A 14,038-nucleotide genomic window follows, 5' to 3' on the forward strand; every position below is an offset into this window, starting at 1 on the left:
GCCACCCGCTCGCGTCTCTCGTGGGTCACCGAGGACGCCCCCGGCGGACTCGGGCCCGACCGCACCCCAAATGACTCGGGCCCGCTCTCGGCGGGCCCCGCATGCCGCCGGAGAACTCTGTATGCACTTCCTCCAGCACCTCCGCACCGCCCTGGCCGTCGCCATCCTGGCCACCGGCCTCACGCCGCTCGCCACCGCTGCCCCGGCGCGGGCCGCCACTCCGGCCAAGTACCCCGACGACTTCAACGGTGACGGCTACCGGGACATCGCCGTCGCCTCCCCGTGGGCCCAGATCGGCAGCAAGAAGGAGGCCGGTCACGTCAGCGTCCTCTACGGCTCCGCCTCCGGCACCTCCACCAGCCTCCCGTTCGCCGTCCACCAGGGCCGGGTCGGAGTCCCCGGCAGCCCGGAGGCCGGGGACGAGTTCGGCCGAGTCATCACCAGCGCCGACCTCGACCGCGACGGGTACGCCGACCTCATCGCCGGATCCCCGAACGAGAAGGTGGGCACACGGACCGGCCAGGGTGCCGTGACCGTGGTCTGGGGCGGTTCAGCCGGGCTCAACCAGGGCGCGTCCATCTCCAACAAGAAGCCCACCGTCGAGGGCCACTACGGCAGCGCCCTGGCGGCGGGCGACTTCACCGGAGACGGCAACCCCGACCTGGTGGCCGCGGAAGGCGAGGGGCTGCGCCTGTTCCGGGGGCCGTTCACCCGCACCGGCACCCCCCGTTCCACCTCCTACATCAGCCTCGGCGGATATGGAGCGCTGCGACTCGTGGCCGGGAAGATCAACAACAACGCCTATGTCGATCTCGTCGTCGTCAACGAGCGGAACACCCGTGTCCTGAAAGGCACCGCTACCGGGCTGACGATGACCGGCAAGACCACGGTCGCGGGCGAGTTCTCTGCATACGGGTGCAGCGCCGCCGCCACCATTGGTGATTTCGACAAGGACGGATACGGCGACGTCGTCGTGGCGAAGGGCTGGGCAACCGGGAACGGAGTGGCGTACGCGGGCAGTCTGACCGTCGCGTACGGCAGCTCCACCGGCCTCAGCACCACCCGCGCCACCAAGACCTTCACCCAGGCGACCTCCGGAGTCCCCGGCACCCCCGAGAAGCAGGACCACTTCGGCTGCTCGGTGTCGGCCGGTGACGTCACTGGCGACGGTCGCGCCGACCTGCTCGTGGGCGTCCCCGGTGAGCTCGGCAGCGGTCTCGGCGCCGGTGGTGTCACGCTGCTCAAGGGCTCGTCTTCCGGGCTGACCGGCGCGAACTCCCGCTGGCTGGACGCCAACACCAGCGGCGTGCCGAACGAGTACACCCAAGACTTCGGGCTCGCGGTCCATGTCACCGACACGGACGGCGACGGCCGCGCGGACGCCGCGGTCAGCGACCCCGGAGCGCACGCCTATGACGGTGCCGTCTGGTACCTCCGCAGCACTGGTGCCCAGCTGACCGGCGAAGGCTCCTCGATCATCTACGCCCCGCGCACCGAGACCACGGGCACGGACGCCTGGCACAACTTCGGTATGGCTTTCGCGGACTGACGGGCAGGCAGGGAGGACCCGAGCGGACCGCTCCGCTCGCGTCGCCCTGCCCCTCGCACGCTCACCGCATCCGCCGCACCAACGTGCCAAGGAGCCCCGTCAACCATCCGGCTCTGGCTGCGCTCCTACCTTCGGCCCGCTCAGCCCGAAGCGGGTGTCGCAGGCCTGCCGGGGGCACGCGACCGAGGGCCGACTCAGGAGCGGTTTCCTCCCAGCCCCCTTTTGCCGCTCTCGGAGCCGTGGGTATGGCAGGTCGAACACGGGGTCGGACATGACGGGTCAGGCCGGCCGCCGCCTCGCGCTGCCGCCCAAGGTCCCAAGGGTGCGCGGGCGCTGGCATGAAGCTGTCCTGCACCGTGCAACATGTTGACACCGAAGTCTCTTTATCGGACGCCCTGCCGCTGGCATTGTTTTCCCCGCAAGCACGGTCCGGTGAATTCGGGGGAATCAATGACCGCCAATGCCAGGCGCACTTCGCAACGCGTCATCCAGTTTGTCGCGCCGTCTTTCTTGGCCGAAATTCCCTCGTTCGCCGTACGGTCCGTTCACCCGGTGAACGGGTGGCAGTGATCCGGACCGTAGAGAGAGAACAGGGGAGAACATGAAGAAGGCAATCGCTGCTGCCGGTATCGCACTCGGTGGTGCGGCTCTGGTGCTGTCCGTCCAGGGCTCGGCCCAGGCCGCTCCCGCGGCACCGGTTCTGCAGCAGGCGTCCGTCACCAAGGGCGGCCCCGAAGCCGCTCCCATGTGGATCGGATCCGTCGCCAAGATCGCCCAGAAGGCGTACGTGCACGGCAAGGCGGCCGCCGGCACTACCGCCCTCCGTAACCAGGTCGGCAACATGACGAAGATCGCCAGCCTTGGCTCAGCCCCCAAGGACGGCGCCGGCGCCGGCACCCGGTCGGCAGAGACGATCTTCGACAAGTGATGGCACACCGCATGACCAGGAGGGCGGTGCTGCTTGTCGGCGCCGCCCTCCTGGGCCTTCATTTCCTCCTCGCCGCCTTCTCGCAGAGCCCGTACACCCCGATAAAACTGCGTTACTACGACAAGGTGAGCGACTATCTGGACCCCTATTTCGCACAGAACTGGATGCTTTTCGCACCCGACCCGCTCGCAGACGACCGCGGAATTCTAGCCCGGGCGAAATGTGCGGACGGCCGGGTCACCGAGTACTACGACGTGACGTCGCCGTACATTCACGCCGCGCAGGACAGCCGGTTCTTCCCCTCCCGTATGTCACGGCTGGTCGGCAGCAGCCTGCAGTCCCTCTACAACTCGGACCCGCTGCTCGACCGGCTGCGCAAGTCGGAGAAGGAGAAGGAGAAGCCGGTTCTTCCCCTCATGCCGTACGAGAAGAGCTCACGCGAGGACGCCGTCCGCTTCCTCTCCCGGTACTCCATGACGCAGATGCCTCAGGCGTGCGGAGGCGATCCCCGGAGCATCCAGATCCGCATGTACGTAAGGGAGTTGCCGCCCTGGTCGAAGCGCGACGACCCGAGCGCGAAGGACAGGATCAGCGTGCAGGACTTCGACTGGCAGAAGGCAGGTGACCTGCGATGAGCAACTCCGTCCCGCTGCTGGACAGATGGAGCAGCCAACCGGTGAGCGTGCTGGGCGTGTCCGGCACGCGGGCGCTGATCGGCTTTGTCGGGCTCATGTTCTACGTCAGCCAGTACAGCGACCGCGGGTATCTCTTCGGGCCGGACGGCGTGTTCCCGTGGAAGGACTTCCTGGCCGCCCTCGACCGGGACGGCACCTTCAGCCTGTACGCGCTCAGCAGTTCGGCGTCCTGGTTCGAACTCGTCTTCCACGTCGGCATGCTGAGCGCGCTGGCCGTCACCTTCGGCGTGGGCGGCCGTCCCGTGCTCGTCATGCACTGGGTACTGCTGTGGTCCGTCTACCAGCGTCAGCCACTCATCCTCGACGGCGGCGACAATCTCGCCTACCTCGTCATCCCGATGCTCGTTCTGACCCGGTGCTACGACCGGCTCTCGCTCTCGCCGGGACTCACCGGGCGCTGGACCCGTCGGATGCCCGAAGGCCTCGGAGCGCTGCGGGCCCCGCTTCACAATCTCGGCGTACTCGCCATCGCCACCCAGATCTGTCTGGTGTACGTCACCAGCGGCCTGTACAAGGTGCAGGGCAAGCTGTGGCAGGACGGAACGGCGCTCTTCTACATCATGCGCATTCCCGAATTCTCCCTGCCCGGCGTGTCCGACCTGGTCTACGGCAACGACATGCTGGTCTTCGTCGGCACCTACTCGACCACCTTCTTCCTGGTGTACTTCCCGCTCGGCATCCTGGTGCCGAGGCTGCGCCCATGGGCCGCCGTTGCGTCCATCGGATTCCATGTCTCCATCGGATTCTTCATGGGACTCACCGGCTTCGCCCTGACGATGGTGGCGTGTGACCTCATCTTCCTGAGTCGGCCACTCGGAGAGGGTGTTGCCTTCGCGACCCGCGCCACGGCCCGGATCGAGCGGTCCCTGCGTGAAAGGCTGCGGCGGCCGGAAAAGGACGCCTGCAACACGACCGCCCGCGGGGCGGTGGAAAATACTGGCTGATCGTCAGGCCGGTTCCCTGAGAACGCATTTCAGATCGAACCCATGGCAATACGCGAACGGTGGAGTCAACTGTGGCAATGGTCGGGCTGTTCTGGGTCTCCGAGGATGCGGTCCACCTCGGTGCACCACCTGGTGAGTCGGCCGCCGGCGTCCGGGTGGCCGCCGCGGGCCTCGATGCGGTCGGACCACGGTCCGGCACCTGGAAGTGGACCGACCTCAGCTCGGTGGCCGTCGTCGGTGCGCCGGTGCGAGCGACTCCCGGCCGGCAGCTGTCGATGACGCTGGACGTGGTGCTCGGAGCCATGGGGCTGGGCGGACCGGAGGGTCCCGCCGAGATGACCGTACGTGTCCAAGCATCCGACGGCGTGGATGAATTGCTCGTACACTCGGCCGCCGCCGGCGGGTACACCCCTCGTGAGGTCGAACTGTCCCATCAGGTACTGGACCGCTTCGTCGCCGGGACTCTCAGCCCGGCGGTCCTCAGCGCATGGGGGCGTGCGCACGGTGCAGGGAAGACTCCGCGCCCCGCCGAACGCGAGGCCCTTCTCCAGCAGTGGGCGCAGTCCTGATGGCGGGCTTGTCACTGCGACCCGTTCCGGTCTGCGTGCTCAGGAACTCGGCTCCGCCGCTGGCCCGGCACGGGCACGATCCGGCCGCCTTCGTCGAGATCGGGTCCCTGACCAAGGTTCTCACCGGCACCGCACTGGTACGGATGGTCCGGGCGGGCCTGCTCGGCCTCGACGACCCGGTGGAGCAATGGCTCCCGACGCCGCCCGGATCGGGGATCACGCTACGGAACCTGGCAGACCACACCTCGGGCCTGCAACGGCTGCCACCGGGCCTGACCGGCCCCGATCCCTACGCGGCCTTCGACGAGGACGCGCTGCGGGCCCTGCTGGGCCGGCTCGGCGAGGTCACCGTGAGGCAACCGGGACAGGAGGCCGAGTACTCCAACCTCGGTTACGCCGTGCTCGGTGCGGCCCTCGTGTCCGCGGCCGGGCGGCCGTACGAGGAATTGCTTCGTGAGCACGTGCTCACGCCGCTGGGGGTGGACGAGGTGACCGCGCATCCGCCCGCCGATCGACTGCTGGGCGCACGGAGCCTGTTCGGCAGGGAACGCGACCGGTGGACCTTGGACGGGCCGATGCTGCCCGCGGGCGGTCTGTGGGCCACTCCTCGCGCGTTCGCCACCGTGGTCACCGGACTGCTGCTCGGGCGTGCGCTGGGCGAGCCGGCGCCGTCCTGGCAGTCGGCGGGACCGCTGTTGTGGCACAACGGGGCGACCCGCGATGCCTCCGCCTTCACCGGGGTGATCCCCCGGACGGGGAACTGGGTGCTCGTGCACCGGCTCGGCGGTTCGCCCGACCGCACCGACAAGATCGGACTCGGTCTGCTCGCCGCCGGGGACACGGCGGGACAGAACGAAGGCGAACGCGCATGACCAGCATCGACGCCGCGGTCGTCGGCACCGGCCCCAACGGACTCGCGGCCGCCGTCACGCTGGCACGCGCAGGCCTGAGGGTGGAACTGTACGAACGCGCCGACGACATCGGCGGCGGGCTGCGCAGCAAGGCGCTCTTCGACGAGGACGTCATGCACGACATGTGCGCCGCGGTGCATCCGATGGCCGCGGCCTCGCCTTTCTTCCGCGAGTTCGACCTCGGCGCGCGCGGCGTCGAACTGCTGAACCCGGATATCAGCTATGCCCACCCGCTCGACGACGGCCGAGCCGCCCTCGCCCACCGGGACCTCTCCGCGACCTGTGAGCAGCTGGGGCCGGACGGAGAGCGCTGGCGCAGCCTGATGCAGCCGCTGCTCGATCACAGTGCGGGCGTCGTCGACTTCGTCCTCGCGGGCCGGCGGACCCTGCCGCGCGATCCCCTCGCCCCGCTTCTGCTGGCTCGGAGGGTGCTGCGCCACTCCACCTCACTCGGCGGTTTCCGGGGAGAAGACGCGGCGGCACTGCTGACCGGCGTGGCCGCGCATGCGATGGGCCGGCTGCCCAGCATCGCCTCCGGAGCGGTCGCGATGCTGCTCGGCCACCTGGCCCACGGATCGGGCTGGCCGCTGCCGCGTGGGGGAAGTGCGCGCATCGCGGAGGCGATGGCCGTCGACATCACCGCGCACGGCGGCCTCTTCCACACCGGCGCGCCCGTCACCGACCTACGCCAACTGCGGCATGCCAGGACCGTGTTCCTCGACACCAGCCCCAAGACCTTCCTCGCTCTCGCCGCTTCCCGGTTGCCCGCCCGGTACGCCCGCGCGCTGGCCGCCTTCCGCTACGGCCCCGGCGCGGCCAAGGTCGACTTCCTGGTCTCGGAACCGATCCCGTGGCGCAACCCGGCGGTGGGCCGGGCCGGCACCGTACATATCGGTGGTACCCACGCCGAGATGGTGCGTCAGGAAGGCTTCACCGCCAGGGGTGTGCCGACCGGCGAGCCGTTCGTCCTGCTCTCGGATCCCACGGTCACCGATCCCGACCGGGCTCGGCCGGGCAGGCGACCGGTGTGGGCCTACGCCCACGTGCCCAACGGCGATGCGCGTGACCCGATCCCGCTCGTACGATCCCGGATCGAGCGATACGCACCCGGCTTCGGTGACACGGTCATCGCTCAGCGCGCCATCACCGCGGCCGACTACGAGTCGTACAACCCGAACTACGTCGGCGGGGACATCGGCGCAGGCGCGATCACCCTCACCCAGTCCCTCCTGCGCCCGACCCCGCGCCTGGATCCCTACCGCACTCCCCTGTGCGGGGTGTACCTGTGCTCCGCCTCCACGCCGCCCGGGCCCAGCGTGCACGGCATGTCCGGCTACCTGGCGGCCGTTTCGGCACTGCGTCGCGAGTTCGGCGTCCGCACGGCTCCCGTCCTCTCTCCTGCCGCGACCGCGTCGACGCGGTGACGTCCTCGCGTGAGGAACCGACGGAGGTCGTTCTGGTCCGGCAGCAGGCATCGGCCGCACCGGGTGCGGTCGCCGTGGTCCGGCTGCTCGCCGGGCTGCCGCCGCACTGGGCATGTGCCTGGGCCGTCGGGGGCGACCGGATCACGCTGCGCGTCGGGACGCCGGCCCCGGGCGGGGCGGAGGCGGTGGCCACAGTGGTGGCGGGCAGCGCGCCCCCGGGCTGGGCCGTCCCCCGGTGACCCGGTGGCCGGCGCGCCCGGAGGACACACGCCCCCTCCGATCGGATCCGGTGATCAGATCCAGCCGCGTTCGCGGGCCACCAGGGCGGCGTGCGGGCGGCTGGAGGCACCCAGGAGCCGCAGCAGCTCCGCGACATGCCGTCGGTAGGTGCGTATGGAGATGCCCAGGGCACGGGCACCGATCTCGTCCTTACTGCCGCGGCACATCGCTTCCAGCACCCGCCGCTCGATCTCCCCGGGACCGCTGCCATCGGCGTCGGCCTGTCCGTCGGCACTGTCCGTCAGGTCCTCGGCCTGGTCCCAGATCTTCTCGAACAAGGCCACGATGTTGGCGACCAGGCCCTCCTCATGGGCCAGCAGGGCGCCACGTGCGGTGTCGGCGGGGTCCTTGGGCACCAGGGCGGCACGCCGGTCGTAGACGAGGATCCGCTCGGAGATGTCCTCGGCCACCCGGATCGTGGCGCCCTGCGCCGCGAGCTCACGCAGGTAGACCATGGTGGGCGGGTGATCGAGCGCCTCCTTGCGGACCACGCTGCGCATGCGGACACTCCGGCGCAGACAGCGCTGGTCGAGCCTGCGGGCGTGCGCGATGTTTTCGGGCGTCAGCGCGGTGTAGGGCTCGATGGAGAGGATCTCCTCACGCGCGAAGAAGGCGAGTTCGTCGATCCTGTCACGGATCTGCGGCAGGCTCTGTAGGTGCTCCACGCCGTGCACCGGGACGCCCTTCGGCCCCTGCTCGGTGCGGAGTTCGGAGATGAGGTGCTGGGATCGGATGACGCGTTCGAGCTCCTGGTGCAGCTCGCGCAGGCGCAGCTCGGTGAGGCGCCCGACCGCGGTCTCCGGACTGACGGCGGACAAGAGACCGGGAGCGGTGCGTTTCAGCACGCCGACCGCACACAGCCGATTCACCGACTCCATGGCCTGTTGCGGAGCAATGCGCAAAAGTTGATGGATCTCATCACTGGATGACTTCTGATTTCGCAAGAGATGCCGATATATCGCCTCTTCCGTCTGTGACAATCCGAAAACAGACATGCTTGTGCTCACGATGTCTTCCCCCTGGAACAATGAGCGACTCTCTCGCCGCGCTCGCTGGTCAGGCGGGCTCGGCCGTCGACGGGTCTCTGTTCGATCCGCGAGTCTAATAGCGCACCACCTGGGCGTAGTTGCCGAGGGGGGAGGGCGCGGGTACGTCCTGGACCTGGCCACCCGTGAGGTCCGCGCCGTCACGACCGACCACCAGGCAGGGTCGACGCCCGCCGACCGGTCCCCCGACGGGCAGCACGTCGTCCAGTCCACCGGGCACGGTCTGCGCATCACGGACGTGACTGCGCGCCGAAGCGTCCGCCACTTCGACCGAGGCCGATCGCTACCGCGCGAGGCGCACGGTCGACCTGCCCTGCAGTCCTCAGCAACTGTCTCGCCGGTGGTGCGCGTCGAGAGGAACAGTCCGTGCCCGACGGACGGCACCTTCGCAGAAACACTTCGTTCACGGTGAGCCAATATGTGTGGTCGCGAAGTGAGAAATCAGAACAAGGCGCAATGAGGGTATCTCACACAGCAGGCCGAACGAAATCATTCACCACGCAGAGCTGATCCCACCGTGCTAGTGTCGATGTCAGTTGCAGTTGTGGTTCCCAAAAACTCCAAGTGCCTCCATCGGCTTTTACTGTCGTTGGGAGCACTTTTGTATTTCCGGTCATTTTCCGGGCGGGGCAATCATCGCGCGACGCGGAGTCGGCACAGTGCGGACTCCGGGCACTGCCCCGAAGGAGATTTGACATGGCATCTGGCACCGTGAAGTGGTTCAACGCAGAAAAGGGCTTCGGCTTCATCGAGCAGGACGGTGGCGGCGCTGACGTGTTCGCCCACTACTCGAACATCGCCGCCCAGGGCTTCCGCGAGCTGCAGGAGGGCCAGAAGGTGACCTTCGACATCGCGCAGGGCCAGAAGGGCCCGACGGCCGAGAACATCGTTCCCGCCTGACGCTGACGCGTAGTACGAGCCGGGTTCCGCACACCCTTGGGGTGCGGGACCCGGCTCGTTCCATTTGAGGGTGCAGCCCTCCCCTGTAGCCGACGGCACTTCCAGCGGCAAGCATCCCGGCATCGCAGCCCCGTCGTAGGGGGCGCCCCGTACGGCTCCAGACGAATATTCCGTATGAGATTCCACTCCGGAAGTACGACCCTGGCCCCGAGGTTCTGCACGAATTTCAGCGACTGATGCCGTTTCTTCGCTCGGATCAGCTTTCGCTTTCACTTCGGCCCGTTCTCGCGATTCACCGTGCTGCTCATTTGCTGCGGGAACGCCTTGATGCCTGCCGCATCGAGGAAGGTGCGTGTCGTCCGGTCCTCGTCCTGACGGGGCTCAGTGGTAACTGAAGTCGCCCACGGTCCAGGCGCTTACGTCCTCGATCGATACCCGGTACATCCCGCCCGTCTCCGGGATCCCCACAGCTCCCTGCAGGATCCTTGCGACGTGGAAGTGCAGATGCGTGGGCGGCCCGTCCTTGGGGGTGGAGGCGGTGAACGTGCCGGCGAACTCGCCCAGGTGGGCCGAATCCGTCAGGACCTCCGACACCCGCTGTCGCCAGACGGCTTCGGGAGCCAGTCGACCCGTGATGACAGCACCACCGGTGACCACGGTCAGGGACATCTGATTGCTTTGCCCGGACTCCACCATGGCGGCGACGTCAACGAGCAATTCGTCGGGCTTCGACATGAGCCGATTCTATTCACCGGACCGTCCGATCAGCTCCGGCAGTGCGGCCATCGGCTGAATGCCGAATGCCGCCGCGCCGCGGCAAAAACGGTCGAGAGCTCCGGCTGAGCCCGTCGGCGCTCGGAGCCGGCACCATGCTCCGGCCTGTGCACGCAAGCGTGCGCAGATGCGGGAAGGCGAGGGCGGTACCCACGCCTGCTCCACCCACCGATCGCCGGCGAGGTAATTCCAGAGCCCGGAGCGCGCGTTCGATTCCCTTCACCCGCTCCACGCAAATGCCCCCGGTCCGGCGGCCCGGGCCGGCGAAGCCCAACCGCTCATCCCGGTATTCGTGACGACATGTCCGGGAGCAGGACGCACCATCGCCAGCAGATCTTTGCAGCAGCGTCACAAGGGCTGCGCATCACCTTCGGCGAGTGCCAGTAGCGTTACTGCCCGCTCGATCCCGCGTGCGAACTCGAGACAGGTCGCCGGCGTCCCTGGCGGCGCAGCCATCACAGAAAGATCGCAGATGGACTACTGCTCCGCGTGCCGCCGAATTCTCAATGGGGCGCTGGTGTGCCCGGGGTGCGGCGCATACGCTCCCGACATTGCCCCGCCCGCCCATCACTCCCACGGCACGGCCGCCTCCACCCCAACGGCGAATCAGCCATGGCGCGCGGAGGAGTGGCCTGCTCCGGGGTCCTACACCGGCACTCATCGCTCCGAGCCGGACCCGATCGGCAGCGGCGCGTCCGGAGACGCGTCGGTGGACGCATCGGCCACTGGTTCGTCCAGCGGCCACGAAGGCACTGCCTCCACCGGGCAGGGCCGGGCGGCTCGCCGTCGGCAGCTGGCGCGTTGGAAGAAGAACAAGCGCCGGGCCGTGGCCGCAACGGCCGTTGCCCTCGTCGGTGGCGGCCTGACCGTGGCCGCCCTGCCGGCCACCAGGTCTTCCAACAGCCACACACACGCAGCCTCACCGCCGGAGCCGGTGTCCGCGGCCACACCCCGGACAGCGACCACCGACTCGGTATCGGAGCAACCGGACACCCAGGTTCCGCGGCATCCCAGCCCTCACCGCCCCGCGACAACGAGCCGACAGCAGAGCGCCGCCGTCGCGGTGCCGCACACCGCGACGCCGAGCCGACAGCCGAAAGCCGCCGCCACGGCCTCCTCTCCCGCGACCTCGAACACCACACCGCACACCACACCCGAGTCGGCCACCGGGACGCACACAGGCAACGCCGAGACGCCGCCCCAGGCCCAGGCCCCGGCGACGACGCCGCCCGCTTCCACCGAACACCCCGCCTCAGGCCCATCGGCTGTGCACCTGCTGCCGATCACGTCGGCGGGTGATCCGACATCTCCGGCACAGATCTGTCTGATCGCTGTGTGCATCGGCTGATCGCGTCGCTGTCATCGCACGCAGACGTCCACGTGCGCGGACGGAAACGCTGTCCGCGCCCGGACGGACAGCGCCCCCGTGCCCCCTGGGGTGCGAGCGACCGTACGCCGCCCGGCACACCCCAGGGGCGTATCGGCTCAGGGCTGGACGAGGACCTTCAGGGCCTCGCGGTCGGCCATGGCCCGGTATCCGTCGGGCACCTCGTCGAGGCCGACGGTGCGGTTGAAGACGCGGCCCGGCTCGATCTTCCCGTCGAGCACGTCGGGCAGGAGCTCATCGATGTAGGCGCGGGCCGGGGCCACGCCACCGGTCAGGGTGATGTTGCTCAGGAACTCGGGGAAGCCCAGCGGGACCTGGTCGTACTGCGGCGCGCCGACCCGGCTGATCGTGCCGCCGGCGCGGACCACTCCGATGGACATCTCCAGGGCCGGCAGCAGACCGACGCACTCCAGGACGGTGTGGGTGCCGTCGCCGCGGGTCAGTTCCCGAACACGCTCGATGCCTTCTTCGCCGCGTTCCGAGACGATGTCGGTCGCGCCGAAGTCGCGGCCCAGGTCGGTGCGGTCCTTGTGCCGGCCCATGAGGATGATGCGCTCGGCGCCGAGCCGCTTGGCGGCCAGCACCGCTGACAGTCCGACCGCACCGTCGCCGATGACGGTGACCGTGGTGCGCGGGTTGACCCCGGCCGTCACCGCGCAGTGATGCCCGGTGCAGAACACGTCCGACAGGGTCAGCAGGGACGGCAGCAGCGCGGAGTCCTCGGCGACGGGCAGCTTCACCAGCGTGCCCTGCGCCTGCGGGACCCGCACGGCCTCGCCCTGGCCGCCGTCCACGTCGTCAGCGGCCCAGAATCCTCCGTGCCGGCAGGAGGTCTGGAGGCCCTCGGCGCAGAAGTCGCAGGTGTTGTCGGCCCAGACGAACGGGGCGACGACCAGGTCACCGGCCTTCAGCCCGGACACGTCCGAGCCGGTCTCCTCCACGACGCCGAGGAACTCGTGGCCGATGCGGTCACCGTGCTCGGTGGCCGGCCTCGACCCGTAGGGCCACAGATCGCTGCCGCAGATGCAGGAGCGGACCACGCGCACGATCGCGTCGGTGGGCTGCTGGATCCGCGGGTCGGGCACGTTCTCCACGCGCACGTCACCGGCACCGTAAATCAATGTTGCTCGCATGAGATCTTTCCGATCGATTCTTCTCTTGGGTACGGGGGACGACTTGACGGTGTGCCAGTGGTCAGTAGCGGCCGCCCTCCGGCGCGGGCAGGGCGTCCAGATCCGCCAGATCAGCCGGGCTCAGCTCCACGTCCCCCGCCCCGGCGTTGTCCGCCAGGTACTTCGGGGTCTTGGTGCCGGGGATGGGGATGACGTGCTCGCCCTGGGCCACGACCCACGCCAGCGCCACCTGCGCCGGGGTGATCCCCGCCCGGTCGGCGATCTCGCGCACCCGGCCGACGATGGCGAGGTTGGCGCGCAGAGCGTCCTGCTGGAAGCGCGGCAGCCGGCGCCGGAAGTCGTTCTCGGGCAGGTCGTCGAAGGACGAGAACCGTCCGACGAGAAATCCGCGCCCGAGCGGTGAGTAGGGCAGGAAGGCGATGCCCTGCTCCCGGCAGTACGGCAGTACCTCGGCCAGCACGTCCCGGGTCCACAGCGAGAACTCGGACTGCACCGATGCGACCGGGTGCACCGACTGCGCCCGCTTGATCTGGTCCACCGTCGCCTCGGACAGGCCGATCCGTCGGGCTTTGCCCGCCTCGACGGCCTCGGCCATGGCGCCCCAGGTCTCCTCGACGGGCACCTCGGGGTCCACACGGTGCAGCTGGTACAGGTCGACGTGGTCGGTACCGAGTCGGCGCAGGCTCTCGTCGATCGCCTTGCGTACGTGTTCGGGGCGGCCGTTGTTGACGATGAGCGGGGAGCCCTCGGGACCCCCGGTCGGGTCGGCCACCTCCAGACCGACCTTGGTGGCCAGCACGGCCCGGTCCCGATGCCCCTCGAGGGCTCGGCCGACCAGCTCCTCGTTGGTGTAGGGCCCGTACACGTCTGCGGTGTCGATCAGCGTTGCGCCCAGATCGAGGGACTGCCGGATCACCGCGATGGACGTGTCGTCGTCCCGCGGGGTCTTCATGTCGTACGAGAACGTCATGCCCATGCACCCGAGTCCGATCACGCCGACCTCGGGGCCGTTGCTGCCCAGGGTGGTGGTGCGCATGCTGTGCTTCCTCTCAGTCGGTCGGGGTCGGTGCGGTGCGGGCCGGGCGTGGTGCTCGTCGTCGGTGACGTGCTCGCCCCACGTCCTCTCGGGGCCGCCGTCCGGGCCGGCTCCTCGGCAGAATCTCCAACGTGCTTCTCCTTGCTGCTCGGCGTCGGCGTACTGGCTCGGCGCCGGTGGCTTCGCCCGGGACTCTCTCGACGATGCCTTTCGGCCGCATGACCGCGCCCATGGCGCAGGGCCATCCGACGTAGAAGGCGATGCGGGTGACGGGCCTCGGTCGGCTCGTCCTGGCCACCAGGTCGCTGGACCTCCGTAGGCCGCCGCATGGGGGAAGCCGATCTTCCACGTGTCCAGCCTGCTCCCCGGGCCGGCATTCCGGCAGGCCGCGCTGTGCCGGGGAATGGCGTTCCGAGGTATGACAGGGCCCCCCACACGTCTGCCGGGCAGGTCACGGCGCCCG

General features: G+C 69.1%; 15 protein-coding genes and 1 pseudogene. 10 read left to right on the forward strand and 6 right to left on the reverse strand.

The window, feature by feature from the left end:
- Positions 1-121 precede the first annotated feature (121 nt).
- From OHA88_RS23320 to OHA88_RS23355, 8 genes are all read left to right on the forward strand, one after another.
- Positions 122-1,549 carry an FG-GAP and VCBS repeat-containing protein gene (locus OHA88_RS23320; RefSeq protein WP_328626931.1) on the forward strand — a complete coding sequence of 476 codons (1,428 nt, stop codon included), beginning with the start codon at positions 122-124 and terminating at the stop codon, positions 1,547-1,549.
- Positions 1,550-2,150: 601 nt separating this feature from the next.
- The gene (locus OHA88_RS23325; RefSeq protein WP_328626932.1) at positions 2,151-2,477 is read left to right on the forward strand and encodes a hypothetical protein; all 327 of its coding nucleotides are present in this window, start codon (positions 2,151-2,153) and stop codon (positions 2,475-2,477) included.
- A gap of 11 nt (positions 2,478-2,488) precedes the next feature.
- Positions 2,489-3,112, forward strand: a complete 624-nt coding sequence (locus OHA88_RS23330) for a DUF5819 family protein (RefSeq protein WP_267003793.1) — start codon at positions 2,489-2,491, stop codon at positions 3,110-3,112.
- The gene (locus tag OHA88_RS23335) at positions 3,109-4,116 is read left to right on the forward strand and encodes an HTTM domain-containing protein (protein ID WP_328626933.1); all 1,008 of its coding nucleotides are present in this window, start codon (positions 3,109-3,111) and stop codon (positions 4,114-4,116) included. The genes OHA88_RS23330 and OHA88_RS23335 overlap by 4 nt, the downstream gene beginning before the upstream one ends.
- A 71-nt stretch (positions 4,117-4,187) precedes the next feature.
- Entirely contained in the window at positions 4,188-4,685 is a 498-nt protein-coding gene (locus tag OHA88_RS23340) for a hypothetical protein (protein ID WP_328626934.1), read from the forward strand.
- An 8-nt stretch (positions 4,686-4,693) separates the two neighbouring features.
- Positions 4,694-5,557: a serine hydrolase domain-containing protein gene (locus tag OHA88_RS23345; RefSeq protein ID WP_328626935.1), complete on the forward strand. Its 864-nt coding sequence runs from the start codon at positions 4,694-4,696 to the stop codon at positions 5,555-5,557.
- A complete protein-coding gene (locus OHA88_RS23350) occupies positions 5,554-7,020 on the forward strand; it encodes a phytoene desaturase family protein (protein WP_328626936.1) in 1,467 nt (488 codons plus the stop codon). Before OHA88_RS23345 ends, OHA88_RS23350 begins: the two co-directional genes overlap by 4 nt.
- A complete protein-coding gene (locus OHA88_RS23355) occupies positions 7,017-7,259 on the forward strand; it encodes a hypothetical protein (RefSeq protein ID WP_328626937.1) in 243 nt (80 codons plus the stop codon). The genes OHA88_RS23350 and OHA88_RS23355 overlap by 4 nt, the downstream gene beginning before the upstream one ends.
- 54 nt (positions 7,260-7,313) lie before the next feature.
- Here the strand turns inward: OHA88_RS23355 and OHA88_RS23360 are convergent, their stop codons facing one another.
- Both OHA88_RS23360 and OHA88_RS23365 read right to left on the reverse strand, forming a co-directional pair.
- Positions 7,314-8,294, reverse strand: coding sequence for a helix-turn-helix transcriptional regulator (locus tag OHA88_RS23360; RefSeq protein ID WP_328626938.1), 981 nt, complete (start codon positions 8,292-8,294; stop codon positions 7,314-7,316).
- A 106-nt stretch (positions 8,295-8,400) separates the two neighbouring features.
- Positions 8,401-8,565: a hypothetical protein gene (locus OHA88_RS23365; protein ID WP_328626939.1), complete on the reverse strand. Its 165-nt coding sequence runs from the start codon at positions 8,563-8,565 to the stop codon at positions 8,401-8,403.
- Positions 8,566-9,041: 476 nt separating this feature from the next.
- On the opposite strand from OHA88_RS23365, the gene OHA88_RS23370 reads away from it, so the two are divergent.
- Positions 9,042-9,245: a cold-shock protein gene (locus tag OHA88_RS23370; protein ID WP_019056860.1), complete on the forward strand. Its 204-nt coding sequence runs from the start codon at positions 9,042-9,044 to the stop codon at positions 9,243-9,245.
- 381 nt (positions 9,246-9,626) lie between these two features.
- Here OHA88_RS23370 and OHA88_RS23375 read toward each other — a convergent pair whose 3' ends face one another.
- Positions 9,627-9,980: a hypothetical protein gene (locus OHA88_RS23375; RefSeq protein ID WP_267003805.1), complete on the reverse strand. Its 354-nt coding sequence runs from the start codon at positions 9,978-9,980 to the stop codon at positions 9,627-9,629.
- A gap of 511 nt (positions 9,981-10,491) precedes the next feature.
- Between OHA88_RS23375 and OHA88_RS44660 the strand changes: the two are divergent.
- Positions 10,492-10,938 (forward strand): annotated as a pseudogene (locus tag OHA88_RS44660) (SCO2400 family protein); the annotation flags it as partial.
- Between the two features lie 98 nt (positions 10,939-11,036).
- Here OHA88_RS44660 and OHA88_RS23380 read toward each other — a convergent pair.
- The 3 genes from OHA88_RS23380 to OHA88_RS23390 form a co-directional block, all read right to left on the reverse strand.
- Positions 11,037-11,258 carry a hypothetical protein gene (locus OHA88_RS23380; RefSeq protein ID WP_328626940.1) on the reverse strand — a complete coding sequence of 74 codons (222 nt, stop codon included), beginning with the start codon at positions 11,256-11,258 and terminating at the stop codon, positions 11,037-11,039.
- Positions 11,259-11,504: 246 nt separating this feature from the next.
- The gene (locus OHA88_RS23385; RefSeq protein WP_328626941.1) at positions 11,505-12,539 is read right to left on the reverse strand and encodes a zinc-dependent alcohol dehydrogenase family protein; all 1,035 of its coding nucleotides are present in this window, start codon (positions 12,537-12,539) and stop codon (positions 11,505-11,507) included.
- A gap of 61 nt (positions 12,540-12,600) precedes the next feature.
- Positions 12,601-13,575, reverse strand: coding sequence for an aldo/keto reductase (locus tag OHA88_RS23390; protein ID WP_328626942.1), 975 nt, complete (start codon positions 13,573-13,575; stop codon positions 12,601-12,603).
- Positions 13,576-14,038 lie beyond the last annotated feature (463 nt).

The sequence above is a fragment of the Streptomyces sp. NBC_00353 genome, assembly GCF_036108815.1.
In the GTDB taxonomy this organism is placed as follows: Bacteria; Actinomycetota; Actinomycetes; order Streptomycetales; family Streptomycetaceae; genus Streptomyces.

Excerpts from the sequence above, each read along its gene's own strand:
- OHA88_RS23350 (WP_328626936.1), top strand. The coding sequence starts at position 5,554 with ATGACCAGCATCGACGCCGCGGTCGTCGGCACCGGCCCCAACGGACTC.
- OHA88_RS23330 (WP_267003793.1), top strand. The coding sequence starts at position 2,489 with ATGACCAGGAGGGCGGTGCTGCTTGTCGGCGCCGCCCTCCTGGGCCTT.
- OHA88_RS23335 (WP_328626933.1), top strand. The coding sequence starts at position 3,109 with ATGAGCAACTCCGTCCCGCTGCTGGACAGATGGAGCAGCCAACCGGTG.
- OHA88_RS23390 (WP_328626942.1), bottom strand. The coding sequence starts at position 13,575 with ATGCGCACCACCACCCTGGGCAGCAACGGCCCCGAGGTCGGCGTGATC.
- OHA88_RS23385 (WP_328626941.1), bottom strand. The coding sequence starts at position 12,539 with ATGCGAGCAACATTGATTTACGGTGCCGGTGACGTGCGCGTGGAGAAC.
- OHA88_RS23320 (WP_328626931.1), top strand. The coding sequence starts at position 122 with ATGCACTTCCTCCAGCACCTCCGCACCGCCCTGGCCGTCGCCATCCTG.
- OHA88_RS23325 (WP_328626932.1), top strand. The coding sequence starts at position 2,151 with ATGAAGAAGGCAATCGCTGCTGCCGGTATCGCACTCGGTGGTGCGGCT.
- OHA88_RS23370 (WP_019056860.1), top strand. The coding sequence starts at position 9,042 with ATGGCATCTGGCACCGTGAAGTGGTTCAACGCAGAAAAGGGCTTCGGC.
- OHA88_RS23375 (WP_267003805.1), bottom strand. The coding sequence starts at position 9,980 with ATGTCGAAGCCCGACGAATTGCTCGTTGACGTCGCCGCCATGGTGGAG.
- OHA88_RS23360 (WP_328626938.1), bottom strand. The coding sequence starts at position 8,294 with ATGTCTGTTTTCGGATTGTCACAGACGGAAGAGGCGATATATCGGCAT.